The sequence below is a fragment of the Adhaeribacter radiodurans genome, from assembly GCF_014075995.1.
In the GTDB taxonomy this organism is placed as follows: domain Bacteria; phylum Bacteroidota; class Bacteroidia; order Cytophagales; family Hymenobacteraceae; genus Adhaeribacter; species Adhaeribacter radiodurans.
On sequence record NZ_CP055153.1, the window covers coordinates 1411493 to 1437232 of the forward strand.

The 25740-nt window shown below is 41.2% G+C and carries 23 protein-coding genes; 5 read left to right on the top strand and 18 right to left on the bottom strand.

The window, feature by feature from the left end; all coding sequences use genetic code 11:
* Positions 1 to 57: 57 nt before the first annotated feature.
* The 11 genes from HUW48_RS06035 to HUW48_RS06085 form a co-directional block, all read right to left on the bottom strand.
* A complete protein-coding gene (locus HUW48_RS06035; RefSeq protein ID WP_394368471.1) occupies positions 58 to 834 on the bottom strand; it encodes an SDR family NAD(P)-dependent oxidoreductase in 777 nt (258 codons plus the stop codon).
* A gap of 218 nt (positions 835 to 1052) precedes the next feature.
* Positions 1053 to 1862, bottom strand: coding sequence for a 3-keto-disaccharide hydrolase (locus HUW48_RS06040; protein WP_394368453.1), 810 nt, complete (start codon positions 1860 to 1862; stop codon positions 1053 to 1055).
* A gap of 102 nt (positions 1863 to 1964) precedes the next feature.
* On the bottom strand, positions 1965 to 3296 hold the full coding sequence (locus tag HUW48_RS06045; protein ID WP_182414826.1) for a Gfo/Idh/MocA family protein: 1332 nt from the start codon (positions 3294 to 3296) through the stop codon (positions 1965 to 1967).
* Between the two features lie 159 nt (positions 3297 to 3455).
* Positions 3456 to 4364, bottom strand: coding sequence for an FkbM family methyltransferase (locus HUW48_RS06050; RefSeq protein WP_182414827.1), 909 nt, complete (start codon positions 4362 to 4364; stop codon positions 3456 to 3458).
* 154 nt (positions 4365 to 4518) lie between these two features.
* Complete coding sequence (locus tag HUW48_RS06055) at positions 4519 to 5103, bottom strand: hypothetical protein (protein ID WP_182414828.1); 585 nt, start codon at positions 5101 to 5103, stop codon at positions 4519 to 4521.
* A 147-nt stretch (positions 5104 to 5250) separates the two neighbouring features.
* Positions 5251 to 6294 carry a nucleoid-associated protein gene (locus HUW48_RS06060; RefSeq protein ID WP_182414829.1) on the bottom strand — a complete coding sequence of 348 codons (1044 nt, stop codon included), beginning with the start codon at positions 6292 to 6294 and terminating at the stop codon, positions 5251 to 5253.
* Positions 6295 to 6580: 286 nt separating this feature from the next.
* Positions 6581 to 7189 (bottom strand): SET domain-containing protein, encoded by a 609-nt coding sequence (locus HUW48_RS06065; RefSeq protein ID WP_182414830.1) that lies wholly within the window; start codon positions 7187 to 7189, stop codon positions 6581 to 6583.
* A gap of 510 nt (positions 7190 to 7699) precedes the next feature.
* Positions 7700 to 7900, bottom strand: a complete 201-nt coding sequence (locus HUW48_RS06070) for a hypothetical protein (RefSeq protein WP_182414831.1) — start codon at positions 7898 to 7900, stop codon at positions 7700 to 7702.
* 94 nt (positions 7901 to 7994) lie between these two features.
* On the bottom strand, positions 7995 to 8642 hold the full coding sequence (locus HUW48_RS06075; protein WP_182414832.1) for an OmpH family outer membrane protein: 648 nt from the start codon (positions 8640 to 8642) through the stop codon (positions 7995 to 7997).
* Between the two features lie 233 nt (positions 8643 to 8875).
* Positions 8876 to 9709, bottom strand: coding sequence for a 3-keto-disaccharide hydrolase (locus HUW48_RS06080; protein WP_246343708.1), 834 nt, complete (start codon positions 9707 to 9709; stop codon positions 8876 to 8878).
* Positions 9710 to 9857: 148 nt separating this feature from the next.
* A complete protein-coding gene (locus HUW48_RS06085; RefSeq protein ID WP_182414834.1) occupies positions 9858 to 11402 on the bottom strand; it encodes a TolB family protein in 1545 nt (514 codons plus the stop codon).
* A 171-nt stretch (positions 11403 to 11573) separates the two neighbouring features.
* On the opposite strand from HUW48_RS06085, the gene HUW48_RS06090 reads away from it, so the two are divergent.
* Complete coding sequence (locus HUW48_RS06090; RefSeq protein WP_182414835.1) at positions 11574 to 11909, top strand: DUF2628 domain-containing protein; 336 nt, start codon at positions 11574 to 11576, stop codon at positions 11907 to 11909.
* Between the two features lie 39 nt (positions 11910 to 11948).
* Here HUW48_RS06090 and HUW48_RS06095 read toward each other — a convergent pair whose 3' ends face one another.
* From HUW48_RS06095 to HUW48_RS06120, 6 genes are all read right to left on the bottom strand, one after another.
* Entirely contained in the window at positions 11949 to 12410 is a 462-nt protein-coding gene (locus HUW48_RS06095) for a DUF4268 domain-containing protein (protein WP_182414836.1), read from the bottom strand.
* 128 nt (positions 12411 to 12538) lie between these two features.
* The gene (locus HUW48_RS06100) at positions 12539 to 13456 is read right to left on the bottom strand and encodes a TIGR01777 family oxidoreductase (RefSeq protein ID WP_182414837.1); all 918 of its coding nucleotides are present in this window, start codon (positions 13454 to 13456) and stop codon (positions 12539 to 12541) included.
* A gap of 161 nt (positions 13457 to 13617) precedes the next feature.
* Positions 13618 to 14298, bottom strand: coding sequence for a GTP cyclohydrolase I FolE (gene folE, locus HUW48_RS06105; RefSeq protein WP_182414838.1), 681 nt, complete (start codon positions 14296 to 14298; stop codon positions 13618 to 13620).
* Positions 14291 to 14698, bottom strand: coding sequence for a 6-pyruvoyl trahydropterin synthase family protein (locus HUW48_RS06110; RefSeq protein ID WP_182414839.1), 408 nt, complete (start codon positions 14696 to 14698; stop codon positions 14291 to 14293). Before HUW48_RS06110 ends, folE begins: the two co-directional genes overlap by 8 nt.
* Positions 14699 to 14913: 215 nt before the next feature.
* Positions 14914 to 15240, bottom strand: coding sequence for a thioredoxin (trxA, locus tag HUW48_RS06115; RefSeq protein WP_182414840.1), 327 nt, complete (start codon positions 15238 to 15240; stop codon positions 14914 to 14916).
* A 522-nt stretch (positions 15241 to 15762) separates the two neighbouring features.
* The gene (locus HUW48_RS06120) at positions 15763 to 16335 is read right to left on the bottom strand and encodes a pyridoxamine 5'-phosphate oxidase family protein (protein WP_182414841.1); all 573 of its coding nucleotides are present in this window, start codon (positions 16333 to 16335) and stop codon (positions 15763 to 15765) included.
* A 359-nt stretch (positions 16336 to 16694) separates the two neighbouring features.
* Between HUW48_RS06120 and HUW48_RS06125 the strand changes: the two genes are divergently transcribed.
* Positions 16695 to 18599, top strand: a complete 1905-nt coding sequence (locus HUW48_RS06125) for a tetratricopeptide repeat-containing sensor histidine kinase (RefSeq protein WP_182414842.1) — start codon at positions 16695 to 16697, stop codon at positions 18597 to 18599.
* A 273-nt stretch (positions 18600 to 18872) separates the two neighbouring features.
* Complete coding sequence (locus tag HUW48_RS06130) at positions 18873 to 19952, top strand: DUF4056 domain-containing protein (RefSeq protein WP_182414843.1); 1080 nt, start codon at positions 18873 to 18875, stop codon at positions 19950 to 19952.
* A 220-nt stretch (positions 19953 to 20172) separates the two neighbouring features.
* Here HUW48_RS06130 and dnaE read toward each other — a convergent pair whose 3' ends face one another.
* Positions 20173 to 23808, bottom strand: coding sequence for a DNA polymerase III subunit alpha (gene dnaE / locus HUW48_RS06135; protein ID WP_182414844.1), 3636 nt, complete (start codon positions 23806 to 23808; stop codon positions 20173 to 20175).
* A 37-nt stretch (positions 23809 to 23845) separates the two neighbouring features.
* Here dnaE and HUW48_RS27210 point away from each other — a divergent pair, with 37 nt between their 5' ends.
* The gene (locus tag HUW48_RS27210) at positions 23846 to 23971 is read left to right on the top strand and encodes a hypothetical protein (protein WP_262891493.1); all 126 of its coding nucleotides are present in this window, start codon (positions 23846 to 23848) and stop codon (positions 23969 to 23971) included.
* A 324-nt stretch (positions 23972 to 24295) separates the two neighbouring features.
* The gene (locus HUW48_RS06140) at positions 24296 to 25633 is read left to right on the top strand and encodes an MFS transporter (protein WP_182414845.1); all 1338 of its coding nucleotides are present in this window, start codon (positions 24296 to 24298) and stop codon (positions 25631 to 25633) included.
* Positions 25634 to 25740: the final 107 nt, after the last annotated feature.

The window sequence follows — 25740 nt, forward strand, 5'->3', positions numbered from 1 at the left end:
TTATTTACAAATTATAATTAATACTATTTTGTAAGCAATAAAATATAACCGCGCTGGTTAACTATTTAGGGTAATAAAACCACCATCTATGGGGTAATCGGTGCCGGTAATAAAACTAGCTTCGTCGGAACTGAGGTAAAGTGCCAGGTGCGCAATCTCGGATGGGGAACCCATCCGACCAATAGGTTGCGTTTTAGAAAGCTTCTCAAACATTTCCTGTTCCCGGCCCGGATAATTTTTGGCGATGAAGCCATCTACAAAAGGAGTATGAACCCGCCCCGGCGAAATACAATTACACCGGATATTATAAGGCAAATAATCCCGCGCTACGGAGTACGTCATGGCAATAACGGCGCCTTTGCTCATAGAATAAGCAAAGCGATCGGGAATACCCACGGAACCAGCTACGGATGCCATATTTACAATAACTCCCTGATTGGCATTTTTCATGCTTTTAACCGCCGCCAGCATGCAGTTATACATGCCTTTTATGTTTACTTTATAAATGCGGTCAATGTCGGCTTCAGTGGTATTTTCTAAATTTCCTACGTGGGCAATACCAGCATTATTAATTAAAATGTTGATTGTTCCAGCCTCTTGTTCAATACTATCAAATACTTGCAGAACTTCCGATTGTTGAGACACATTGCAGGTACGCAGGATAGCTTTTCCGCCGACAGCGGTAATTTCCTGAATGGTTTGTTCTCCGGCTTCGGCGTTTAGCTCTAAAATGTAAACCTGAGCGCCTTGCTGAGCGAATAATTGAGAAATACTTTTACCAATACCACTACCACCACCAGTTACTACGGCCGTTTTGCCCGTTAAATCTAATATAGCCATATAAGATTAGTTAAAACCAGAAATTAAAGTGTGCCATAAGCGGGTAACTTATTGATTTTTCAAATTTGAAGCAACAAGTATAAGAAGATAATTCTTGAAAGCAATTTTTTAGAATATAACTTACTTAAAAACAAGAAAGGCTCCAGAATACCGGAGCCTTTCTTGTTTTATAAATCTGTTCTGAAACTAGTTTAAATCAGGTTGATTTTAAATTATAATTCCCGAATCCAGATGTTACGGAAGCTAATAGGCTCGCTCGGATCACCGTGGTCTTGTAATTTAATGGGCGCTTTGCCGTGCGGCTGATTGTAATCCGGGATACCAATGTACTGAGTTGGGCCTTTAATCATGGTATTATTTTGAATAATTACCCCGTTGTGGATTACCGTTACCCGGGCAGGTGAAAACAAAGAACCATCTTCTTTAAAGCGGGGAGCGGTAAACACTACATCGTACACATTCCATTCGCCTGGTTTACGCATAGCATTTACTAAAGGGCGGAATTGCTTGTAAATACTGCCGGCTTGTCCGTTGGCGTACGTCCGGTTGTTATAGCTATCTAACACCTGCAATTCGTAACCAGCATCGCCATTGCCAATAGAGGCTAAGAATATACCGCTATTGCCGCGGGCCTGGCTTTTACCAGTAATATTCGCCGGAATTTGCCACTCAATATGCAATTGGTAGTCTTGGAAAGATTGTTTGGTTTGAATGTTACCGGTTCCTTTTTTAACGGTAAATACGCCTTTGTTTACGGTCCAGGGAGCGGGTGCAGAAGGATCTTTTACTGAAACCCACTGCGATAAATCTTTACCATCAAATAAAACAATGGCATCCGAAGGGGCGGTTGTTCCGGCACCGGTACCTGGGGTAATTACTTTAACTTCCGGTTCCCAGAACTCAGTCATTTCGGGTACCATTTTGGGCGGGGTAGGAGTAGTTTGTGCTTTGGCAAAAGTAAATACGCCCAGCATCATACCCGCCAGAATAAACTTTTTAGAAAAAGTGAAGTGTAAGTTCATAGAAGAATTTAAAATGAAGTAATGAAGAAGTTTTAACCGGGTTGAAAATTAAACAAAAGTTTGCAAAAAGTTACATTCCTTAAAATCTTTCCTGAGGCAAAACTACACATTCGGTAATTTCCAGTTGTTTTGGTAATGCGGGCGCATGAGCTGATCGGCCTCTTTATCGTTTTTAAATTTAGCTTCCGCATCGAGCCAATGTAATTGCCTGCCCAATCGGTACGAAATATTGCCCAGTTGCGCACATAAAGCAGCATTTCGGCCATGTACAATGCTAGTGTTAGGAGTTTGGCGGGATTTTAAGCAATCCAGAAAGTTACGGGTGTGTTTATCTAAAGCATTGTCTTTAGAAAGCTGCGTTGGAATGGCTTCGGTGAGATAGGCCCCATTTTCAATTTCGGGATAAACATCCCATTTACTCCGGTCTATTACCAAAGTTCCTTTGTTACCAATAAAAGCAACTCCCGCATCCCGGTTATAAGGTGCCTGACCCAAACCTAGGCCGTGTTCCCAGAGCATGGTAAAATTGCCAAAATCATAAATCGTTTGTTGCGTATCCGGGGTATCGCCATCGTTGTTCGGAAAGCCGAATTTACCGCCTACTGTGGTTACTGTTTTAGGAGCAGTAGCCTTCATTCCCATTAAAGCAATATCCAACATGTGCACGCCCCAATCGGATCCTAGTCCACCGGCATAATCCCAGAAATACCGGAAACTACCATGAAACCGGTTTTTATTAAAAGGCCGTTTAGGGGCTGGTCCCAGCCACATGGTATAATCTACTCCTGCAGGTACGGCACTATCGGTTACTTTCGGGAAATCTTTGACGTAGGTCATGTAAGCCCAGGTTTTTACCAGCCGGATGGTACCTAATTTACCCGATTGAACATAATTAATTGCATCCTGGTAATGCTGGCCACTTCGCTGCCATTGGCCCACTTGTACTACCCGATTGTAACGTTTAGCCGCGGCCACCATTAAATTTGCTTCCTGCACGGTATTCGCAATGGGCTTCTCCACGTACACATCTTTTCCAGCCTGGCAGGCTTCTATCATAATCAATGGGTGCCAATGGTCGGGGGTGCCAATAATAATGGCGTCAATGTCTTTATTTTCCAATAACTTTCGGTAATTGCTGTATAAAGTGGGTGAGTTGCCTTTTAACTTTTGCACATCAGTAGCCCGCTGATTCAATACGGTACTATCTACGTCGCAAAGAGCTACGCAAGCTGCATCTGGCTGTTTAAGAGCCGAAGACAGATCGGCAAAGCCCATCCCGCGGCAACCAATTAATCCTAATCGTACCTGGTCGGCTGGAGCGACGGGTTTCGTAACCACCAGCGTTTCGGCAGTAGCTGGAATAGACAACAAACCAGCTCCCGCTACTAATTTAGATGAATTTTGCAGAAATTGACGTCGGGTAAAAGCAGGCATATCTTTTGTACTTCAGGTGAAAAATACAGCTACACAGTAGTTGAAAGATACGCATTTTACCTGTGTTGTCCTAAAAGGAAGAGTTAAATATGGGGAAGGGAAATCTTAATGAATTTAGTAAGTGGCTTATTCAAGCTTAATCAATTGTTAAGTTAATTTTTACTTTTTCCGGAATACTAGATTATCTGAGTCCAGTTTGTTGGCCGCCAAATACTGGTCTGGCTCCGGGCAGGGAACTAAAACCCCTTCGGCATTAATCGCGAAAGTTTTGTAGCCATATTGTTGTAATATTCTACGGGCTTGTTGGTGGGCAGTATTTAAGCGGGTAGGAGTAAGGTATTCCATTACAATAAGTGGTGCCAGATTTACCCAGGTTTGGGTACCGCCTTTAATAACTTGTTGTTCGCCTCCTTCTACATCAATTTTAATAATTTTGGGAGTGAATTTTTCCGGTTGTACAATCGAGTCAATGGTAACGGCAGATACGGTAATTTTTTCGGGCGGATATTTTTGGAACCAGGATTCGTGTTGGTACTGAGCTATATCACGGGAATTGTATTCCGAAAATTGAATGGGAAATTGGTAAAAGGTTAATGTTCCTTCCTGATCCGAAACAGCTTGATGGTAAACGTTTATTTGTTCTACTTGACTGGTATTTTGCTCCAATAACTCATAATTAGTTTGGGAAGCCTCAAAAGCAAGCACCCGACCTTGAGTTCTTACTAATTTGGCAGCCAGCAAACTAAAATAACCAAAGTGCGCACCTACATCTAAAAATTGATCACCAGTAGTTAAATTTTGAATTAAAAAACGGGCTAGCCGAATTTCTGAATCGTGGGATTTGCCGCCGGTAAGATAAATATCGGTAGCAGCGGGTAAAGCAACCGTCATGGGTTCACCAAAAAAAGTTTTACTTTTTTGATAAGCGGGCCGCCGGGTACGAGGATAAATAAGTTGCCGAAACAAAATAGCCCAGGCATACCGCAGAGGGTGCGCCCAAAAACGCTGTAGTTTAGTTGCTTGCGCCAGGCGCTCTACGTAAGTTAAAGCTTGTGAGAGTGGATGCATTTAAATGGCTACCAAAGCTGGCTAAATGAAAATATTTATAGTTAATAGATTTAAAATAACCTTTGCTAAATAATCCGGAGCATTTAGGCGACTACAAAGAACCTAATTAAAACATAGATTAGGTTAAGAATCAATTAAATTATTGATTCGTAGTCTAATCTTTTGAAAGGATTTTACTGCTCAACTGGGCTCTACTATTATTATATTTCTTGATAAATGAACTTAAGGTGTTATAATCAAATGATTTAATTGGTAAGTACTGATTATATAATTCGGTATCATCCTTAATTAGTTCTTCAAAGGCTGCTTTACGTTCTTTGCGGGCAGTAGTGGCACCCCAATTGGTTTTTAGCTCAATCAAAGGTTCATTGTTTTTGCTGGCATACCACTTTATAATGTACGAGTTGCCAGTTGCCCCTGTGCGTTTATAATATTCATACAAGGCAATACTACCCGCTTCTAATCTTTCCAAAAACAAAGGTTCTACTTCACCCGGCACGTTTTTAGAAATAAATATTTTCTTATTGGTCCTAAATTCTTTCACCTGACTGGAGGAGAATTTTTCAAACCTGGTTCCAGTCAGGTCTTTAAACTTCAAGGAAGTAAACCGTTCTCCTATTATGGTTCCAGCAAGAGTGTCGCCTTTAGATGTTATTACAATATCAAATTTTTGAGCATTTGCATGACTAGCTAAAAATGTAAAAAGAGCCATTCCGGCTAGGCGTTTAAATGTTTTCATGTAATAGTAATTCTCTATATAGCTATAAAATTTAGATTTCTAACCGCAAACTTGCTATGAATAGTTCCGACTTTACCAACGTTGAAAAATTACTTTAAAAGCTTCTTTAATTTTGGAGTTACCTTGATGCGTCATTAATAAAACTATCTAACTCTCGTCCTTAAAAAATAATTGGTAAAAATGTTGACCGCGTTCTTCGTCGTAGCCTTTTTGCATATTCTCGGAGTTGCCGTGCACGTAAATATGAAAATTCTTGTCCAGCTTAATTACGCTTTTCAGGAAGCGGGTATTTTTCTTAAAGGCATTTTCGTGAATATCGAACTCCGGCTTAATTTCAAAACCGCGATCGGCTTCAAACTCAGTTTTATAACTCTGAAAACTTTGAATTAAATCGGGTTGGGCAATTACTTCGTTTTGAAATTCCTGCAAATCAAAGGTTTCTTTTTCTTTCAGGAATTTTACTGATTTATTTAGTAAATCAGCTTGTTCGCCTCGCGATACTTCAAATTCTTCGGGTAAGCGTTTTTCCACGAAGTTTTTGCAGAGGCTCATTATGTTTTGGGTATGGTGGTAGGCATCCTGGCGCGATTGTACTTTTAAAAATTCATCTTTCCAGTAAACGGCTTCTTCGCGTTTGTTTAAATTATCTACCGTTAACACTACAAAGCCATGTTCCCGATCAGTATTAAAAATAAGGCAGCCTTTGTCGAGTTTATTAATATTCACGCCATCTTCGCTGTCGATGTCAAATGTGTCGCCATTGGGGTAAACTTTCAGGTAGGTTTCGCGGCTCTCCGATTTAAATAAGCCTACGGCTTCCAGTGCTTCGCCGTCCAGTACTAAATCGCGCAGGTAGGTTACGTAAAATTCGCCGGTCTTTACGTTTGGGTGCGTACTTTGCTCGTACAAGTGCCGGGCTAAATTTTCGGATTGTTCAAATATGTTTGTAGGGCTATCAAAAATGCGCGAGACAAAAGTATACACCTCATTCAGGTTAATGTCTGATTCGTGAAACAAGTTATAATACGCTTCGGACTTAAACGGCGACAAAAAGTAACGCTGTAACAAATCCTTCACCGAATCGTCGAGGTCCAGTGGTTTTTTAGAAAATTGAATTGCTTCGTCGCGGCTTTTATTGCCTACTTTGTGCAAAATAATGTAATCTAGTTTTACTTCGGAGGTAACGAGCATAAACACAACAGGGTAATTTTTCCGGGGGCCAAAGATACTTAATTATCCGAAAGAGCAGTTTATTGTTTAGCCAAAGCAGACTAGGCTTAACTACTCTAATTAACGGCTAACGTTGTAAATAAGGGCTAAAATACATACACTTGCATTGCTAATGGACCGTGAACGAGTAATACGTTATTTTAAAAAGCTAGGGCTAGCCGGCTTTCTGTTCTTTTTAATTAAAGGGCTCATCTGGCTATTTATCTTTCTGGGTGGCTGGAAATTAATTACCGACTAATAATTTTTGTTAAACGGCTAATGCTATTTTAGAAGGTTGGTAATAGCAATTCAAAATAGAATCGGGTTCCTTTAAGCCTGCTGCAACCTGTTTTACTTTCTCCTGATATTGTTCTTCAACCAATTCACCAAGGGGTTGGGCCACCTGGTTAAAATAAGTAAAAGCTTCTTTTATCTGGGCATCCCACTGTCCGTGAAAATTCAGCAAATCGTCGGGCATTACTTTGGTGCGGGTAGTACCGGGCTCCGGTAAACATTCAAACGGCTCAGTGGCATTTAAATAACCATAATCGTCGGTAAGTTCTTCGCCAGGGTAAATATCGCGTACGGCTAATTCAAAATTATAAGCCGTGGAAATGCAATTAGAATGAAACGAATGATTGATAAAACGGGAATGATCCCAGCACAAAATATAATCGCCTTTATTATCGCGGTAGGAATACGTATTCACGATTTTTTGAAAAAAAGCCGGCAATTGCATTATTTTTTCGGGAGTAAAAACCTGGTCCAGGGGGGCAAACACCCAGGTAATGGTACCATTCGGAATAAAATGGGTGGCTACCACACCGTAGCCTTTTTCAGCGCTAATAAATTGAAGTTTAGTATGCGGATGAATCATAAATATGAACCAGCTTACAACTTAAGAATTTACGAGATTAGTAATTTAATCGAATTATGGCTACGGAATTAATACCCGGACAGTTATTAGATTTACTAAATAAATATTTCGAAGATATAGCTGAAAGTGAAATAGTTAATTCAACCAGAAATTACCTGATTTAAGACTTAAGGCTTACAAAAATTTACTAAAAGAATGATTCTATAACCTAGATATTATACTAAATAGTAAGAAGTAGTTACTATTGAGTATTACAGTATGTCTTATCTCCGGTAGTCGCTATGAACCGGTTAGATCCTTGCAGGATGACGGAAAAGACGCGGGTACAATTGATAGCCTTAGCCTGGATCTAGGTCTAGATGCAGAACAATCTTATTTTAAAAACTAGCCGGGTTTGCTTAAGCTTATGAGCTATAGTTTAAGGCCTAAAGTATAAAACAGAATGCATAAAAAAACTCTGTTGCTTTACACAACAGAGTTTATCAGAACGTTTAAACTACATTCCGGATTTTAATGACTACCTGCCGAAGTACCTACATCCTGGCCACCATCTTCGGTGCTGTTGGCATCGTGCCGGCCACCTTTAGCTGGCCGTTTAGGATCGTCTACGTTTTTGTTACCACTCCGATTCATAGGGGCTTTGTCAACGGAACGGATATCTTTTAGAATGTCATCCTTCTTGTCGTTGTTTTTATTTTGGTTATCTTTCATAGTCTGGTTTTTTTAGTGGAACTCTGCCGGTTAATAGTAAGCCGGTTTGTTGTTTACGCAGATTAGAAAGAGGAGTAGCAGAAAAAAGTAAAAATTACTTAATGCCAAGCTTCGTTTTTACCAGCGGCATAATATTGTGGCTGTCTTTGGCGTAGATAAACGAACCCGTGCTGGCATCAAAAATATAATCGTACCCGTTTTCTTTACCTACTTCTTTAACTGCTTTTTCGGCTTTATCCAATATAGGTTTAAACAATTCTTCGCGTTTGGCGGCTACTTTTTGCTGACCCGAAGCCTGAGATTGTTGTAATTGTTGTTCTAGATCCTGAATGGCTTTTATTTTAGTTTGTTTTACCGCATCTACCATAGTCTTCTCCTGCGACTGGAAATCGGTAACCTGCTTTTGATAACTGGATTGTAAACCGCCAAATTGCTTTTCTAACCCATTTACGAAGGCTTGCAGACTAGCTTCGGCCTTTTTAGTTTCAGGCATTACTTTTATTAAATCAGCTGAGTTAATATAGCCAAATTTTTGCCCATTGCCCGTGGTAGCTGGTGCACTTGCCTGAGTTTGCAGCGTAACTGAATCAGAAGCCGGTAAATTAACTTGGGCTTTATCGGTGGTAGGCGGGGTGGTAGCCGGACTTTTCTCTTTTACTTTCGCATTTTGCTGACAGCTCGTAAGAAAAAGATTTCCGCCAAAAAATGCACTTATTACCAAAAGGTAAAATAATTTTTTCATTTTAAAGATTTAAAGTAAATAATGCTGGATTGGTTTATTGCAACACGAAATAGCACGATTTCTCTTCTATTTCCTACTGCTGGTTTTCGAAATTTTAAAATTAACCTGGAATTTAGAACCGGTAAGTTAAATTTACCTCAGTATTTTACTCATGCAATTGCTTTTAAATTGCTTTAAATAAGGCAATATTCCTTCTGGCCGGTAGGTTTTGTATTCCGTAGTTGATCTGTAAATTAATGTTGCCCGGTGGCCGGTTTTAAGGTTCTTTTGCCTACACGGGGTTTAGGCGGAGTTGTTGTTCTTAAATTTAGTAAGCGTAAATTCCGGAAATCAATGGCGTGGCTTTCTGCCTGTAGCGCAATGTATCCTTGTTTCAGGGGAGCGCCATCCTGCGCCTTCCAGATTTTGCTGTACGCATCTTCTTTGCCTTGCTTCCAGTTAACTTCCCCAATTTCAGGTTTTTGGTAGGTTAATACAGTGTCACCTTCAATTATATGCCGCACCAGCGAGTCGCCGTATACTTGTATTTCTGCTTTTACCCAACGGTCGCCATTATAAGTTTTTGAGTTAGAGTCGATGCAATGGGCTGAAACTAGTTTGCCTTGCATGTCGTGCATTTGTGTACCCGGCGTACATAAATTACCTGTATGGCGTTCGCCGGTTCCCAAACCACCTAATAATTGAACTTCTAACGATACCGGAAATTCTTGCTCCATGGTTAAGCTTTTGGCCGGTTGCGAATGATACATAATTCCGCTGTTACGAACATTCCATTCTTCGCCACCCGGAACCTGGTTGCCTAAAAACCGGTACTCAAACCGTAATATATAATGCGAATAAGGCGTTTTATAATACATATGCCCGTATTTGCCGTCAAATTTTTGATATTGGTCGTAGGCCACCCGAATCATATCTCCCTCGGCCCGAAAGGTGTTTTTGTAATTGTCGTTCAGTTTATGACCCGCAATTTTAATATCCCAGCCGGTTAAATCTTTTCCGTTATATAACGAAATCCAATTCTCCTGAGCCGCACGCTTCAATTTTTGCTGAGCGTATCCCGCGTTCACAGAAATGCTAAATAATAAGCTTAAACAAAAGAGCACGCGTAGATTAGTGTTAAAGTGCATTCCTTAAGAATTAGTAAAAAAGTTAAAAGAATTTAAAAACTGAAAAAAGTAAATTTTAGAGTCCAACCCCAACTCAGTTCTGCCTGGATTATTTCGCTGGAGCCGGTCCAAGATCGGTGTTGCTGATAAAAGCAATTCGTTTACTATCCGGCGACCAGGAAGGCGTGTTAATCGAACCTTGTCCGCCGTATACATAAGCAATAACCTTAGGAGTGCCGCCAGCTATAGGCATTAAGCGTAAATAAACGTGCTTGTAAAAAGGGTGATCATCTGACTTTACTTCGTCTTTGTTAAACGATAACATTACCAGCCATTTGCCATCCGGAGAAACGTGCGGAAACCAATCGTGAAAATCGCCGGTAGTAACGGCTTCCTGCTGGGTGCCATCGGGGCGCATACGCCAGATTTGCATAGTGCCGGTACGGTTCGAATTAAAGTAAATCCATTTGCCATCCGGGGTATATTCCGAACCATCGTCTAAGCCTTGAGCAGTAGTTAAACGGGTTTCCGAGCCGCCGTTAGAGGGTACTTTATAAATATCAAATTCTTTGTTGCGTTCGCCGGTAAATAACAAATTTTTCCCGTCCGGCGACCAGCCGTGCAGGTAGGAGGGACCAGTTGGCGTAATTAACTTGGGCTTACCCCCGGTTACGGGTACGGTATATACCTGAGACCCTTGTTTAGGATCGTCGCCGGAGCTACTTAAGCCTAGCATTTTGCCATCAAAGGAAAGAACGTGGTCGTTGTTGTTTTTCTTAACGTAATCGGTATTTAAAACCTGGGGAGTACGCTTAGCCAGGTCTAAGGTATACATTAAACCTTCCGCGTTATAAATTAATTTTTTATTGTCGGGAGTCCAGTTAGGCGCTTGTAACGATTTAGGCGCAGTATAAATAATTTGCCGGTTACCCGTAGCAACGTCCATCAACTCCACCTGACTGCCAATATATTCCCGGTAAGGAACAAAATCAGGTTTGGCTGGAATAGAAATACGTACATCTCGGAACATACCCCGTTCTGTAACTTGGGGGTTATGGGAACAGATGAACAAACCAACGTATACCTGATCCCCCAAGTCCACATTAGTTAACTCCGTCGCAACAAAGGGCTGACCAAACTTAGCCACCTTCATCGTGTATTTACCGCCGCGTCGCTCCAGTTGAATTACATCGGGTCCGGTCACAGTAGAACGGATTTCTTCGGTAGCTGCGCCGGAAGTGGGCCGGTATTGCAAAGCTGTTAAGCCATCGCCGTGAACGGAAGCATTTACGTGGGCCGAACTGGAATCTAAACTCTGGCGGACAATCCAGCCTATTTTACGGTGCGGATCAACGCCTTTGCCCAACAACTCCCCGCGGGTATATAAGATAAAGTCGCCTTTCAGGCGTTTCCAGACAAAATGAAATTCATCGTGGTTGCCCCACATATTGGTACCAGAACCAGCTAATTCGTATTCGTCGCCGGTAGCTGATTTATAAGTAGCGGAACCCTTATGGCGTACTTTTCCTACATCGGTTTGCCCTTCAAAAATACCTAAATCAGATTTCTGCGCGAACGTGGTAAAAGTCGGGAGAAAAAACGAACCGAAACAAACGGCAACTAGTAAGCAAAAGTTATAAAATGAATATTTCATGAAGTAATTCCTTAAAAGTTAAGAGAATTTAAATTTTAGCAGTTAAAAGAAGCCGCATTTTAATGGGTACAAGATAATTAAATGCCGCAAGTAGAAATAATAATTACTAAATTTATTATACTTATTAATAAAAGCAACCCTGGTATTTATAGTCTGTTAACTTCTGTTTGTATGGAAACTTCCAGTGAAGAACTTGCGGCTTTTTTGCACGATGATGCGCACTACTTAACGGAGTGGAGGAATATAAAAGAATTTGATATTTCTTCTTTTAATTATTCTGCCTTCTTCTTTGGAATACTTTGGATGCTTTACCGCAAAATGTATATGCCCGCGGAAAAGTATTATGCAAAACTGCACCAAAAAGGAGGTAAATCGTGGATATCAGTAGTGGTGGTAGGATTACTTTTAGTAGGTGATTATATTTATGAAAACCGCAACGGAGAAGTAAAAGCTTCCCGGCAAATTCATGGACCTATTGGCATAACTCCAATATGGCAGACGTATTAATTCTTCGGCAACCGAGGTAGGTAGATTTTGAATAGTTACTTATTTTAATTCTTCAAACGCATATTGGGCATCGCTCCAAAAAGCATCTAAGGCAATAATCCGGGGTTTAAAAAACGAGATTAAAGCAGGCCAATCGTCGCGGTTAAATACGCTAACCGGCGAAATTTCCTGGTAAATGCGGCTAACAGTTCTGTTGTTTTCGTCGGTAGTATGTAAATCCCATTGCCAATCTTCGCCGGTTATTTCTTCCAGCATCGACTTGTGCAGGGTGAACTGTTCAAAAATTAATTCCTGCATTTCAGTATCGGGATGCGTAATTTCAATGGCTATTGAAGCAGTTTTTTTATCGGCCCGCATCCGGAAGTAAAGGTGTTTAAAGCCGGTATTATAGTTAACCCAATTGGCTTTTAATCCTTCGGCCGAAAGTACCGGCATCATGTATTGGCCAAAAGTGGTCCAGAAAGCTTGGCGGAGTTGGGAAGTTTGTTCGCGGGTGTACATGCCAAAAGAACGTTGGTATAAGTAATGGTATTTTCTTATTTTATACCTGGTTCTAAAATTTAAAATGTGAAGTAATGTATTAGCTGTAAAGAAAAGTAAAAGTATAATGCATCTAAATGTAATTAATTTTAAACCTCGTTTACGTAAAACGCTTCCAGTGCTTCGTTAAGATAATTATATTCAAAAGTAAAACCGGTTTGCAGTACCTTATTGGCGCTCACCCGCGAACCACCCAATACCGCTATACTCATTTCGCCTAAAACTAATTTTAATCCAAAGGCCGGTACTTTCAGGCCGGTAAGGGGCTTATGCAGGATTTCGGCTAAATTATGCGTGAATTCTTCGTTGGTAACGGGGTGCGGCGCTACAGCATTATATACACCATGAAACTGATGATCTTCGATGGCAGCAATAAACAAGCGGCATAAATCATCCAGGTGAATCCAAGAAATATATTGCTGACCCGAACCCAGCGGTGCGCCTACCAGGTATTTAATTGGTTTGGCTAATTGAGGCAAGGCGCCGCCTTCTTTACTTAAAACAATACCTATCCGGTAAATAACCGTGCGAATTGACAGATTAGTAGCCTGTTGAGCAGATTTTTCCCAGTCCCGGCAAACTTCGGCTAAAAAGTCATTTTCGGCGTAACTACTTTCTTCGGCTACCAAACGTTCCCCACTGTTCCCGTAAATACCTACTGCCGAAGACGATATAAAGCCTTTTACGTGGTGAGGAACTTTTTGTAATTGGTTTATCAACAGATTAGTGCCTTTGATGCGGCTATCGCGAATTTCTTGTTTGCGTTTGTCGGTCCATTTGCCATCGGCCACGCTTGCCCCTGCCAGGTTAATAATATAATCGGTATAGGTAAGAGCAGCTTCTTCGATATAATCTTTTTCGATATCCCATCTAAAAGTTTTGTATTTCGACTTTTTGGCGCTGCTCCGGCTTAAGTGGGCTACTTCGTAACCCAGATCAATGAGCATTTCCGAAAGACGGGTACCAATCAGGCCCGTACCACCGGTTATTAAAATTTTACCTGCCATGAAATTTGTTTTGGCTGAATCCGTATACTTTAATTATGGTACTAAAACGAAACAACGCAACAAGTAGCTACAGGGGCGAGAATTTATAATAAAGACTAATTTACAAAGTAATTTAAAATTTATATATATAAAAAGTAAATTATTATAAAAATAATCTAAAATTATTTCCGAATGTACTGTAGAAACTCCTGCCGGTACTTATCTTCCTGAAATAACCCCGAAAACTCCGTTGTAATAGTGCTGCTGCCTACATCGTTCACTCCTCGACTCATTACGCATAAATGGTCGGCTTCAATAAATACCGCTACGTTTTGGGTGTGTAATACTTGTTTTAATTCGTCGGCTATTTGCATGGTGAGGCGTTCCTGCACCTGCGGGCGCTTGGCGAAATATTGCACAATCCGGTTTAATTTAGAAAGGCCTACTACGTTTTTCTCCGGAATATAGGCTACGTGCGCTTTGCCGATGATGGGCACAAAGTGGTGTTCGCAATACGAATAAATGGTTATATCGCGCTCCACCAGCATTTGGTTATACGCGTACCGGTTTTCGAAAAGCTTGGCGTGCGGTTTATTCTCCGGATTCAGGCCCCGGAAAACTTCGTTTACGTACATTTTAGCTACCCGGTGCGGGGTTCCCTGCAAGCTATCGTCCGTTAGATCCAAGCCCAAAGTGTGCATAATTTCCCGGAAGTAAAAAGTAATACGCTCAATTTTTTCGGCATCCGAAAGAGCAAAAGCATCCGGACGCAGCGGAGTACCAATAGAAGAATTAGTAGGAATTGGGTCGGTGTCTTCGGATTCCAAATCTAGAGGTATATTAGTAGTATCAGGTTTATCCATGGTATTCAACAAAATTACGGTCGGTTTCAAATAAAGTAACGGATAGTTCGTACGCCGCCGGAATTTTCTCCCGTAGCCGGTTCCAGATCACGATAGCAATATTTTCGGCTGTAGGATTCAGATTTTTGAATTCTTCGGTATCCAGATTTAAATTGTGGTGATCAAATTTAGCAATGACTTCCGTCTGAATCAGATCACTCAATAATTTCATATCGTACACGTAACCCGTTTCGGGGTTAACCGAGCCGGTTAGCTTCACCGTTAAAGAGTAATTATGGCCGTGATAATTCGGGTTATTACATTTGCCAAAAACCCGCTGATTCATTTCGGGGCTCCAGGCTGGGTTGTTCAGCCGATGAGCAGCATTAAAATGTTCTTTTCTACAAACGGTTACTTTCATTAATAGAGCTTAACAGGCTAAGGTAATAAATTGTTCTGGATTTAAGGTCTTTTAGTAAATTGGATGTAGTTATTATACGCAGGGCAAAATTTTTTATTCACTTTTTTAAATCATAAAGCAAATAAGTACCTGCATAATTCTTTCAAAATGGCATTAAAAGAAAAAGCCCTTCTGCCTGGTTTGCAGAAGGGCCTTTAAAATTAAGATAATATAATTTAGGCTATTTGGGCGTCTAATTTCTGAGCAAGGGTAGCTTTTGGTACAGCACCTACTTGTTTATCTACAACCTGGCCGTTTTTAAATACGAGCAGGGTAGGAATGCTGCGAATGCCAAACTTAGCCGATGTTTGCGGATTAGCGTCAACGTCTACTTTACCTACTACTACTTTACCTTCGTATTCGCCGGCTAATTGTTCTACTACCGGACCAACCATGCGGCAAGGTCCGCACCATTCAGCCCAAAAATCTACCAGTACGGGTTTATCAGAATTAATAACTTCATCGAAGTTTGCATCCGTTATTTCAATTGCTTTGTGTGCCATAACTTTTTAATTAAGCATTAAGTTAAAATAATTATTATAGTGATATAGGCTTCAAATATAGTTCCAGGCAGAATTTCTGCCATTTCGGCTTACTTCTTTTAACTCTAAACAATCAAATTAGGTTTTAAAAAGAAGTAAAGTTTTGTAAATCTATCGTAAAAACACGATAAAAGCAAATTTTGTTTCACCTGACAACCTGGCTGCCATACAATCTGTCAGGTGCAGGTTTAAATTGTGCTTTTTCTGCAATAAATTACTCAACAGCTATCCTTTAAAATTGTTACGTCTAAGGTTAATAACCCGAAAGTAGTTCTAGAAAAACGTAGTGATATAGTTCGTTCTTTTTTGCCAGATAAAGTATAGCTTCTTTAATTTAAAAGTTGTTTAGCGTTTCAAAGTTTATCTAGTATAACACCTTTTAAGGTTTTTACCAGAAGTAATTCGGGGAGATATGCGGTCTGGGTTGGGATGACACTACTAATAGCAACATATTTCGAAAGTAATTTAAATAGTAAATTGCTTTTAAGTAAGTTCTTCTGGTGAAGGTTGTATTGCTAAATGGGTGGGCAAACCGTCTAAACTTACTAAATTCTTTTCTTGCTTGTATGCTTCTAATCCTTTTGCTCCTTTTTTCTCGGCCCAATCAAAATGAATAGCGCGCTCGCCTTCGTAATTGTATAAGGGCACGCCAAAACCACAGGATGTTTGTACCAGGTGAATATCGGCCACTATAATCTGGCGGGTACTGGGGTAAATAGTAAAATTGGGTGCGTACGTTGCCCATTGCGTAGAATTGGGCAGCACCGTAAAGCCTTTGCCGTATAATCTTAAAATGATAGGAGCTCCCGCAAAAGAGCAAAACATAAAAGTAATCCGGCCATTTTCCAGGGTATGCGCCGAGGTTTCGTTACCACTGCTGATTAAATCCATGTAGGCTACTTGGTTTTCTGACAAAACCCGGAAACAATCCAACCCTTTGGGCGATAAATTAATGTGACCTTCCGGGCTTAAAGGCGCGGTACTCACAAAAAAGATATGCTGCTTTTGAATAAACTCCTGATGCGCCGGTTTTATAGAGTCATGAAATTTACCCATAGTCTGAATGCTTTAATGGCTGTGCATGAAAAGTAAGAAATACGAATTAAGTTTATAATTTATGGTCTGTTTAGATTTTAGAAGTAAGTATCTCTTTTACATTATTTATTATTTACTAAAAATTAGTAGAAAATCTATTCTCCCTTATTAAAGTAGATTTACTTCGAAATCTAGAATAGTAAAAACCTATAGCCTATTTATTAGCATAGTTGTATATACCATAAACCAATAAGATTTCGAAAAAATGTTTTATCTTCCATTTAGAAGCTGAAATAAAATATATGAAGTCGATTGGTTCCTTAGATAAGTATCCCACCCAAAATTGCTGCATAAAATGTGTTTTCCTTATTCTGTTATTCTTGCTTCCAATATGTACGTTCGCTGACATTCATTTTACTCAGAAGCCGGATAGTAATTTAATTAAGCAATTGCTGGATTCGGGTTATGTAATGGAAAGCATCAACCCCCAGGCGGCCTTAAATATTTACGCCGAAGCCAATCAAATTAGTAAAAAAATAAATTATGTTTTGGGTCAGGCAAAAGCGCAGCATTACAGTGGCATTGTTTATTCAGACCGCAGTGAATACCAATCTGCCTTAATGCGGTACCAGAAAGCCATGAAGCTTTACCAACAGATTAATTATAAAAGAGGGATTGGCGCTTGTTATACGAATATGGGTAACCTGTTTCGGTATCAAGGTAAACTGGACAGTGCCTTAGCATATCACCAATTTGCCATTAATTTTTTTAAACAATCGTCGCAATTAGACGGATTATCTATGGCGTATGGCAATGCGGGAGGGATATTTCAGCAGATGAAGCAATTTGAGAAAGCCAATAATTATTTTACACAAGCGGTAAATGCGGCGGCGCAGGTTAATGATTCGCTTTCCTTATGCCGGGCCTTAATTAATAAGGGTACGGCCTTAAACGATTTAAAGAAATACGATGAATCTGTTAAAATAAATATTCAGGCATTAAAAATTGCTGAACTACTTCAGGATGATTATGGTCTTCAGTTGGCCAATATAAATTTTGCGGATCATTATAAACGAAAGAAACAATATGCCAGAGCCATACAGTTTGGACTGAAGGGTTTACATTATGCCCAAAAGCTTTCTACTCCTTATGATGTAGCTGATATAAAGAAAAGAATAGGAGATTTATATCTGGAAAATGGAAATTTTGCTAAAGCCAAAACTTTTTACCTAGAGGCCATAGAACTTTCCGAAAAAATAAAAGCCACGGAGATTTCTGCTACTGTTTATACTTCTTTGCATAAGCTATATGCGGCCACCGCAGACTATAAACCCGCTTATAATTACCAGACCTTAGCTCAACAATACCAGGACAGTATTTTGGGAGAAAAACAATTAAAAATAATAAATGAATTAGAGGTAAAGTACCAATCGCTGCAAAAAGATAAGGAATTGGCCCAACAACAATTGCAACTAGAAAAGAGCAGGCAATATGTAATTTATAGCATTGGCGCCTTTTTGATTGCTTTATTGGTGGTTCTGTTACTGTATCTGTATTTTAATTACAAAGGAAAGATTTACCACAAACAATTAAAAGCTGTTCAGCAGGAAAAAGAAATACAGGTGTTACAGGCCTTGATGCAGGGCGAAGAAAAAGAACGCACCCGCATTGCCCGGGACCTGCACGATGAGGTAGCCGGTATGCTGGCGGCCGCTAAAATGCACATGAATTCGCTGGTTTTACAGGCACAGGAAATTATTCAGCATAAAGGTTACCACCAGGTAGTAGATCTTTTGGACGAAGCTTCGGTGTCGGTGAGGAAAACGGCGCACAACTTAATGCCGGAGGTGTTAATGCAACATGGTTTAGATAAAGCCTTGTGCCGCTTTTGTAACAACATAAGCAATGATAAACTGCTGGTGGTGCAATACGATTCGTGGGGAGACATTGGCAGGTTTGCGGCAGAATTTGAGCTGTCGGTTTACAGAATTGTGCAGGAACTGTTAAACAATACCATCAAACACGCTCATGCTACCGAAGCTATTGTACAGTTAAGCTACCAGGGTAATGTCCTTTCGATTACAATAGAGGATTACGGAGTTGGTATTAATCTGAATAACCTTTCCGAAGAGGGGATGGGTATGCATAGTTTGAGGTCGCGGGTAAATGCTCTCCAGGGCAAAATAGATGTTTCTTCAGATGTTGGGCAGGGCGTAAGTGTTTATCTGGAGTTTGATACTACTGAATGTACCGTGGAATCCGTGAGGGAAGAAATAACAAGATAGTTATCTGATGTTTAAACCGGAATGTTTATACTAGTTACATAAGGTAAACTTTTAAACCCAGTTATTTAGTAGCTGTATACACTTTTTCAATATAAAGCTTCCTGGCTATAATTCAATCAAGCGCATTGTGTGAAAGCAATAACACCTAACGCGGGAGAAAAAATTGCTATGTGTATTAATTGGCAAGAAGTTTTACAAGGTCTACCCAATAGTTAGTTTTCTGATGCACCCTTCTTTTCCAATTTCACATTTAATAGTTAATTTTGAATTCTTATGAGACTATTAAATATTTTATTGGCAGGCATTTTATGCCTGAATCTTACTTCTTTGCTGGGGAAACCAGTTACTTTAAATACCAAAGGCTTAGCTACTCCTCCTCCTCGTATCATTCGTACCTGCTGCTCATTTGGTTCTGAGTTAAAAATGGCAGTTATACCGGTAAAAAAGGTTACGCAAATTAGTTGTATCAGCAATTTAGGTCCACATCAATATTTAGGCAGCAGTAAAGAAGGTAACGGCATCATTTATACCAAACACGGCGGTTTTGTTGATATGGGCCACTTACGTGATCAAGCCGATTGGACAGCCTACCTGTATGCTTTAATTCGGGAAAGTCAAAAAAATGGCGTAACAATCCAACGCTTGGGACATGAAGGTGGTACAAAAGAGTTAAACCTGAATATACCCGCCGATTTAGATAGCACAGATGCCATTTTATTGGCTGGCCGGATTGCTTATGACTTATCGGTGTGGCACGAAATAGCCACCTGGTATGGCGCCTCTTATATCCCTTTTGTTACCGAACGGTATTCCAGCTTTTCTATCGAAGATGCATACTCCAACTTATTAGGGGTTACCTTGGGCATGGAAGCTCTTAAAAGCGATTTACCCTACGAGCAAGCCATAACTCAATTAATAGCCAAAACATTAAATAATTTAGAAGCTGTAGCCACTGAAGCAGATACCCATGCTGCCATGGAAAGTGTACTTAATGTTTGGTGGACACGCGATAAAAGGTTACCTAGCGGCAAAATATTGTTGGCGCGCCAGATAGAGGTTTATCCAGTTGTAAGGCCTTTGCTTCTCCCGGGTACAGCTAACGCCCTAGATGCAGCTGCTTTTGAGTTAACTGTTCCGGACCAGACACAAGCTCATAAGTCCTTATCTGACTTTTACCAGCTTACGATTAAGCCAAGCTATAAAGTGCCGCTTCACTTAATTTTTCCGGAAGAAGAAAAACATTTTGTTACCCAAACAGATTTTGCTTTACTTCTGCGCCAGATTGAAAAAGAAGAGCGGGCCCAACAACTGCAAACTAATTCACGAATCGTAAATTGGCGGTCTGGTAGTTGAAATATTTTTGTTCATATTGATTATTAATCTCAGATAAATTACTACAACAAAAGGCCCATAATACATGGGCCTTTTTCGTTTTTTACTCCTTCATATTGCTATCTTATCCAGGTGTATAAACTCAGACTGGCGGCATGCAGGGGCAGCTAAGCAAACCTTCTTGTTGTAGGTTCTGCCGTGTCAGGTGTTATCACCTGACACTTAATGACAGCATTAAAATCTACAACAACTTACAAACCCCCAATTCCTTTTCCTTTACCTTCAAAATAAATGTTTTCGGGTCGATGCGGTATTTGCGGGAGAACATTTCCACGGTGAGGCGTTCGTTGGGTTCGCAGAGTACCAGTTCCAGTTTTTTCTGGCCAGGTGATTCCTGTGCGGCTTGTTCAATATGGTCGATTTGCAGAGCATTCAGAGTACGAAGGTCGATGTCTAACCGAACACCCTGGGCTAATTTTTCGGCCACATCGCCGAGCAATTGCATGTTGGTAGGCTTCAATTCCCACTGGTCTTCTGATTTATAACGCAAGGTTACTTTGCCTTTTACAAACAAGAACATACCGTCTTTTAAATAAGGCGAGAACTTTACGTAATCTTCCCCGAACAAAGCCAGACCTAAAGTAGAATCATAATCTTCCAGGGTAAACAGCGCAAATGGATTTCCGTTTTTTCCCGTCCGGATGACAATATTACTTACAATACCGGCCACTGAAATATCGCGGTTTTTGTATTCGGCAATTCGGTCCAAAGGACAAGTGCAGTACGAGTCAATTTCTAATTTAAACTGGTCGAGCGGGTGACCGGAAATGTAAAAACCTACCACTTCTTTTTCCCGGCGCAGCATTTCGGTTTGGCTCCAAGGTGCTACTTCCGGTACTTTGGGCAAGGGAATTTGCACGGCACTACCACCGCCAAACAACGATTGTTGGGAGGAACTTTGCTCGGCCTGGTATTGGTTACCAAAACGGATAGATTTTTCGAGTAAATTCAGGTTTTCGCCGTCGGGTATTTCAATGTATTGCGCCCGGTGGTAGCGCTCAAACGAATCGAATGCTCCGGCTTGGGCTAAACTTTCAAAAGTTTTCTTGTTTACTGCCCGCAAATTGGCTCGTTTGGCAAAGTCAAAAACATCGGAGTAGGGTCCTTTTTTCTCCCGTTCTTCCAGAATAGCTTCTACCGCTGCTTCGCCAGTTCCTTTTACCGCTCCTAAACCAAAACGAATAGCGCCATCTTTGTTAACGTTAAATTTATAGATGGATTCGTTCACGTCCGGACCCAACACCGGTACTTGCTGGCGACGCGCTTCTTCGATAAAGAAAGTTACTTTCTTAATATCGTTCATGTTGTGCGTGAGAACGGCCGCCATGTACTCTGCGGGGTAATGCGCTTTTAAATAACCTGTTTGGTAAGCCACTACCGAGTAAGCCGCCGAGTGCGACCGGTTAAAGCCGTACTGGGCAAATTTCTCCATTACGTCGAATACTTCCGACGCTTTTTTCTCGGGTATTTTATGGAGTTCCTTGGCACCTTTAATAAATTTCTCTCGCTCTTTGGCCATTTTGGCCATATCTTTTTTACCCATTGCCCGGCGCAGCAAGTCGGCACCACCCAGGGAGTAGCCCGCTAAGATCTGGGCCGTTTGCATAATTTGCTCCTGGTACACCATAATGCCGTAGGAGTAATTCAGGATGGGTTCCAGCAGTTCGTGCGGGTATTCAACCGGTTCGCGGCCGTGTTTCCGGTTAATAAAGTTAGGAATGAACTGCATTGGACCGGGCCGGTAAAGCGCGTTCATGGCAATTAAATCCTCGATATTCGTTGGCTGCAAATCTTTTAAGTACATCCGCATGCCTTCGGATTCAAACTGGAAGGTACCAATGGTGTCACCGCGTTGGTAGAGCGCAAAAGTCTTTTCGTCTTCCAGAGGTATTTCATCGATATTAATATCTACGCCGTGATTGGTCTTAATCAATTCTAAAGCATCGCGAATAATGGTTAGGGTTTTGAGACCCAAAAAGTCCATTTTCAGCATGCCCGCGCTTTCAATTACCTTACCGTCGAACTGCGTTATGAGCAGGTCTGAATCTTTAGAGGTAGAAACCGGAATGTAATTGGTAATATCATCGGGAGCAATAATTACCCCTGCCGCGTGAATACCGGTATTACGGACAGAACCTTCCAATTTTTCTGCCAGTTGCACTACTTTTCCCCGGTGGTCGTTGCCCGCCCGAATGTTAGCCAGTTCCGGCGATTCTATAAATGCTTTAGCCAGGGTAGTACCCGGCGTTTCGGGCACCATTTTGGCCAGTTCATTAGCCTCAGATAAAGGCAATTCGGTAGCGCGGGCCACGTCTTTAATGCTCGATTTGGCCGCCATGGTACCAAAAGTGATAATCTGGGCTACCTGGGTTTTACCGTATTTCCCCACCACGTAGTCGATTACGCGCTGGCGGTTTTCGTCGTCGAAGTCAATATCAATATCGGGCATACTTACCCGTTCCGGATTTAAAAAACGCTCGAAAAGCAGGGAATACTTTATGGGGTCGATGTTGGTAATACCAACGCAATAGGCTACCGCCGAACCGGCGGCGGAACCCCGGCCCGGCCCAACTACTACTCCCATGGCCCGGCCTTGATTAATAAAGTCCTGCACAATTAAAAAGTAACCCGCAAATCCCATGGTTTCGATAATCTGCAGCTCATAGTTCAGGCGTTCTTCAACTTCGGGGGTAATTTCTTTGTACCGTTTCTTAGCGCCTTCAAAGGTCAAATGGCGCAAAAAAGCATCCGGTCCGGCGTGTTCCGCCGGTATCGGAAAGTTGGGTAATAGTATATCGCGCTGCAGTTTGGGCGGCGTTATTTTATCAACGATTTCGTTTGTATTGTCTACTGATTCCGGCACGTCGCGGAACAGTTGGTTCATCTGCGCCTGCGTTTTGAAGTAGAATTCGTCGTTGGGGAAACCAAAGCGGGTTTGCGGCCGGGGCTTCTGCATTTCTTCTTCAATCCGGTACAGCATCCGGCGGGCTACTTCGTCGTTGTTTAAGTTTTTGCGGAGGTTATCCAGGTGGTCGTAAGCAACCTCGCCCTTAGAAGTTAACAACCGGAAATATTTGGTGTTGAAATCACCAACCGGAATACTTTCGTCTTCGCCGGTATTCACGCAGAGCAGAATGTCGTGGGCATTCCAGTCGTTTTGCTCAATGTAGTGCGAGTCGTTGGTGCAAATTACTTTTACGTTGTATTTCTTCGCCCACTTGAGTAATACCTGGTTTACATCTTCCTGGCTCTTACCGGTGTTATCAATATTTTGCAGGCCGTGCCGCTGAATTTCGATGTAATAATCTTCGCCGAATAAATCGAGCCACCATTTCAATATTTCTTCGGCTTCTTCTTCGCTTTTCCATAAAATAGCTTGCGGTACTTCCGCCCCAATGCAGCAACTGGTGGCAATTAAGCCCTTCGAGTATTTTTGCAGAAGCTCTTTATCAATGCGTGGCCATTTACTATACAAACCTTCAATGTAGCTCATGGAGCAAAGCTTCGACAGGTTTTTGTAGCCGTCCTGGTCTTTGGCCAATAAAAGTTGATGGTAGCGGTTATCGCGTTGTTCTTTAGTAAAAACTTTCTGATGGCGGTCCTGCACCAAATAAAATTCGCAGCCCACAATGGGTTTTACGTTGTATTTATTGGCTTCGGCCACAAAGTTAAAAGCCCCAAACATATTACCGTGGTCGGTCATAGCAACGGCCTTCATACCATCGGCTTGGGCTTTCTTCATCAGGCCGCCAATGCTGGCAGCACCATCGAGCAAAGAGTATTGAGTATGGCAGTGTAAATGCGAGAATTCAGGCACGAGAAGTGAATTAGAAATTAATAATTACAAATTAGAAATGGAAGATAAGGAAAAATCAGCATCGGTTGAACTACCATTATCTCCGGTTCACAACAATAAAATTAAGCAAAAAGTAGCAGTTCCGAAAGCAAAAGTTAAGCTCATTAGGTTACTCCTTGCTTAAGATTATGGGTAAGCAGGAAAGTTAGATAAGCTAAAAATCAAAGCACCAGTTATGTTACTAAATCCGCATCCTAGTTTTAGTAAATATTTCGGCGAATCAGTTAGTGAAGAAAGCCTGACACCTGTTTCCTTTGGCAATAAATGGTTTTTTAAAGTTCTGGTGCCTACAGTGGGCACTTTCTGACGAATGGAAGCATAAACCTTCTTAAAAGAGCCCAACCTTAGTTCCGGATTTAATTTTTTACTGATTTAAAATTATTTCAGCCTATTGTTAACTTTTTCGTAAAGTTAGTTTGGTAACGAAAAACCAGATCAGGGTAAACGAATGGAAGCAACAGCAGAGAAGAAAAACAAAGTTACATTAGCCGAAATGTTTCGGGCCTTGCAGTACCGGAATTACCGGCTCTTTTTTATGGGGCAAGGTGTTTCTTTAATTGGTACCTGGATGCAGCAGGTAGCCATGAGCTGGCTGGTTTATCGACTTACTAATTCTGTTTTGTTGTTAGGTATTTTGGGTTTTGCCGGTCAGGTACCAGCATTTCTGTTAGGGCCTTTTGCCGGTGTACTTTCTGATCGATTTAATAAACACCGCATTTTAATTTTAACGCAATCTCTAGCTATGCTGCAAGCTACAATTCTAGCCGTGTTGGTGCTTACTAATGCGGTAACTATCTACTGGATTTTGGCTCTGAGTATATTCTTAGGAATTGTTAATGCTTTTGATACTCCTACCCGGCAGTCCTTCGTCATAAACCTGATTGATAAGCGGGAAGATGTTAGTAATGCCATTGCTTTAAATTCGTCGCTGTTTAATGTGGCCCGTTTAGCCGGACCTTCTATTGCAGGTTTAGTAATTGCGGCGGTAGGGGAGGGGATGTGCTTTGCACTTAATGCGCTTAGTTATATAGCCGTACTTTTTTCTCTTTTAAGTCTTCGGGTTCAGCTTAAACCTTCTACAAAAAAAGACATACGGGTATGGGAATCGTTGCGCGAAGGATTTAAATACGTAGTAGGTTTTCCACCCATTCGGGCAATTCTGCTGCAAATTGGCTTAATTAGCTTGTTTGGCATGCCTTTTAGTGTTTTAATGCCAGTATTTGCCCGCGATATTTTGCACGGTGGCGCTAACACACTCGGTTATTTAATGGGAGCTTCCGGAATTGGGGCATTAACCGGGGCTTTATACCTGGCAAAGCGTCCGTCGGTGTTAGGTTTAGGAAAAGTAATTATTACGGCTACCTTAATGCTTTCTTTTGGCTTAATTTGTTTCTCTTTTACGCGCCACATTGGGTTTGCACTTGTATTTATTACTATTACCGGTTTTGGCATGATTGTGCAAATGGCGGCAAATAATACTATTTTGCAGACTATTGTTGAAGATGATAAACGTGGCCGGGTGATGAGTTTTTATTCCATGGCATTTCTGGGAATGGCGCCATTTGGTTCGTTGCTGGCAGGTACCTTGGCCAATCGTATTGGGGTGCCCTACACGCTTTTGATCTGTGGTTGTTTGTGTAGTTTAATTGTAATTCCGTTTGCAATACAATTGCCCAAAATGCGCCGGTTAGTACGGCCAATTTACCAACAATTAGGTATTTTACCGCAGGTGGCAACCGGAGTACAAACCGCCTCTAACTTAACCATGGCTCCCGAACAGCGGTAATTAGTAGCTTTAGATAAAAGGTAATAAACTGCTCCCAACCCCACTTCATCTGAAGCATGGAGCTTTCCTTTATAATTATTAACTAACTTTTAAACCTTTTAGCTTGC

Bases quoted from the DNA above. Each gene is read 5' to 3' on its own strand.
- HUW48_RS06095 (WP_182414836.1), bottom strand. From the start codon at position 12,410: ATGTACACCCGCGAACAAACTTCCCAACTCCGCCAAGCTTTCTGGACC.
- trxA (WP_182414840.1), bottom strand. From the start codon at position 15,240: ATGGCACACAAAGCAATTGAAATAACGGATGCAAACTTCGATGAAGTT.
- HUW48_RS06050 (WP_182414827.1), bottom strand. From the start codon at position 4,364: ATGCATCCACTCTCACAAGCTTTAACTTACGTAGAGCGCCTGGCGCAA.
- HUW48_RS06085 (WP_182414834.1), bottom strand. From the start codon at position 11,402: ATGAAATATTCATTTTATAACTTTTGCTTACTAGTTGCCGTTTGTTTC.
- HUW48_RS06065 (WP_182414830.1), bottom strand. From the start codon at position 7,189: ATGATTCATCCGCATACTAAACTTCAATTTATTAGCGCTGAAAAAGGC.
- HUW48_RS06070 (WP_182414831.1), bottom strand. From the start codon at position 7,900: ATGAAAGATAACCAAAATAAAAACAACGACAAGAAGGATGACATTCTA.
- HUW48_RS06055 (WP_182414828.1), bottom strand. From the start codon at position 5,103: ATGAAAACATTTAAACGCCTAGCCGGAATGGCTCTTTTTACATTTTTA.
- folE (WP_182414838.1), bottom strand. From the start codon at position 14,298: ATGGATAAACCTGATACTACTAATATACCTCTAGATTTGGAATCCGAA.
- HUW48_RS06060 (WP_182414829.1), bottom strand. From the start codon at position 6,294: ATGCTCGTTACCTCCGAAGTAAAACTAGATTACATTATTTTGCACAAA.
- HUW48_RS06045 (WP_182414826.1), bottom strand. From the start codon at position 3,296: ATGCCTGCTTTTACCCGACGTCAATTTCTGCAAAATTCATCTAAATTA.
- HUW48_RS06100 (WP_182414837.1), bottom strand. From the start codon at position 13,456: ATGGCAGGTAAAATTTTAATAACCGGTGGTACGGGCCTGATTGGTACC.
- HUW48_RS06110 (WP_182414839.1), bottom strand. From the start codon at position 14,698: ATGAAAGTAACCGTTTGTAGAAAAGAACATTTTAATGCTGCTCATCGG.
- HUW48_RS06075 (WP_182414832.1), bottom strand. From the start codon at position 8,642: ATGAAAAAATTATTTTACCTTTTGGTAATAAGTGCATTTTTTGGCGGA.
- HUW48_RS06120 (WP_182414841.1), bottom strand. From the start codon at position 16,335: ATGGGTAAATTTCATGACTCTATAAAACCGGCGCATCAGGAGTTTATT.
- HUW48_RS06140 (WP_182414845.1), top strand. From the start codon at position 24,296: ATGGAAGCAACAGCAGAGAAGAAAAACAAAGTTACATTAGCCGAAATG.
- HUW48_RS27210 (WP_262891493.1), top strand. From the start codon at position 23,846: ATGGAAGATAAGGAAAAATCAGCATCGGTTGAACTACCATTATCTCCG.
- HUW48_RS06130 (WP_182414843.1), top strand. From the start codon at position 18,873: ATGAGACTATTAAATATTTTATTGGCAGGCATTTTATGCCTGAATCTT.
- HUW48_RS06090 (WP_182414835.1), top strand. From the start codon at position 11,574: ATGGAAACTTCCAGTGAAGAACTTGCGGCTTTTTTGCACGATGATGCG.
- HUW48_RS06040 (WP_394368453.1), bottom strand. From the start codon at position 1,862: ATGAACTTACACTTCACTTTTTCTAAAAAGTTTATTCTGGCGGGTATG.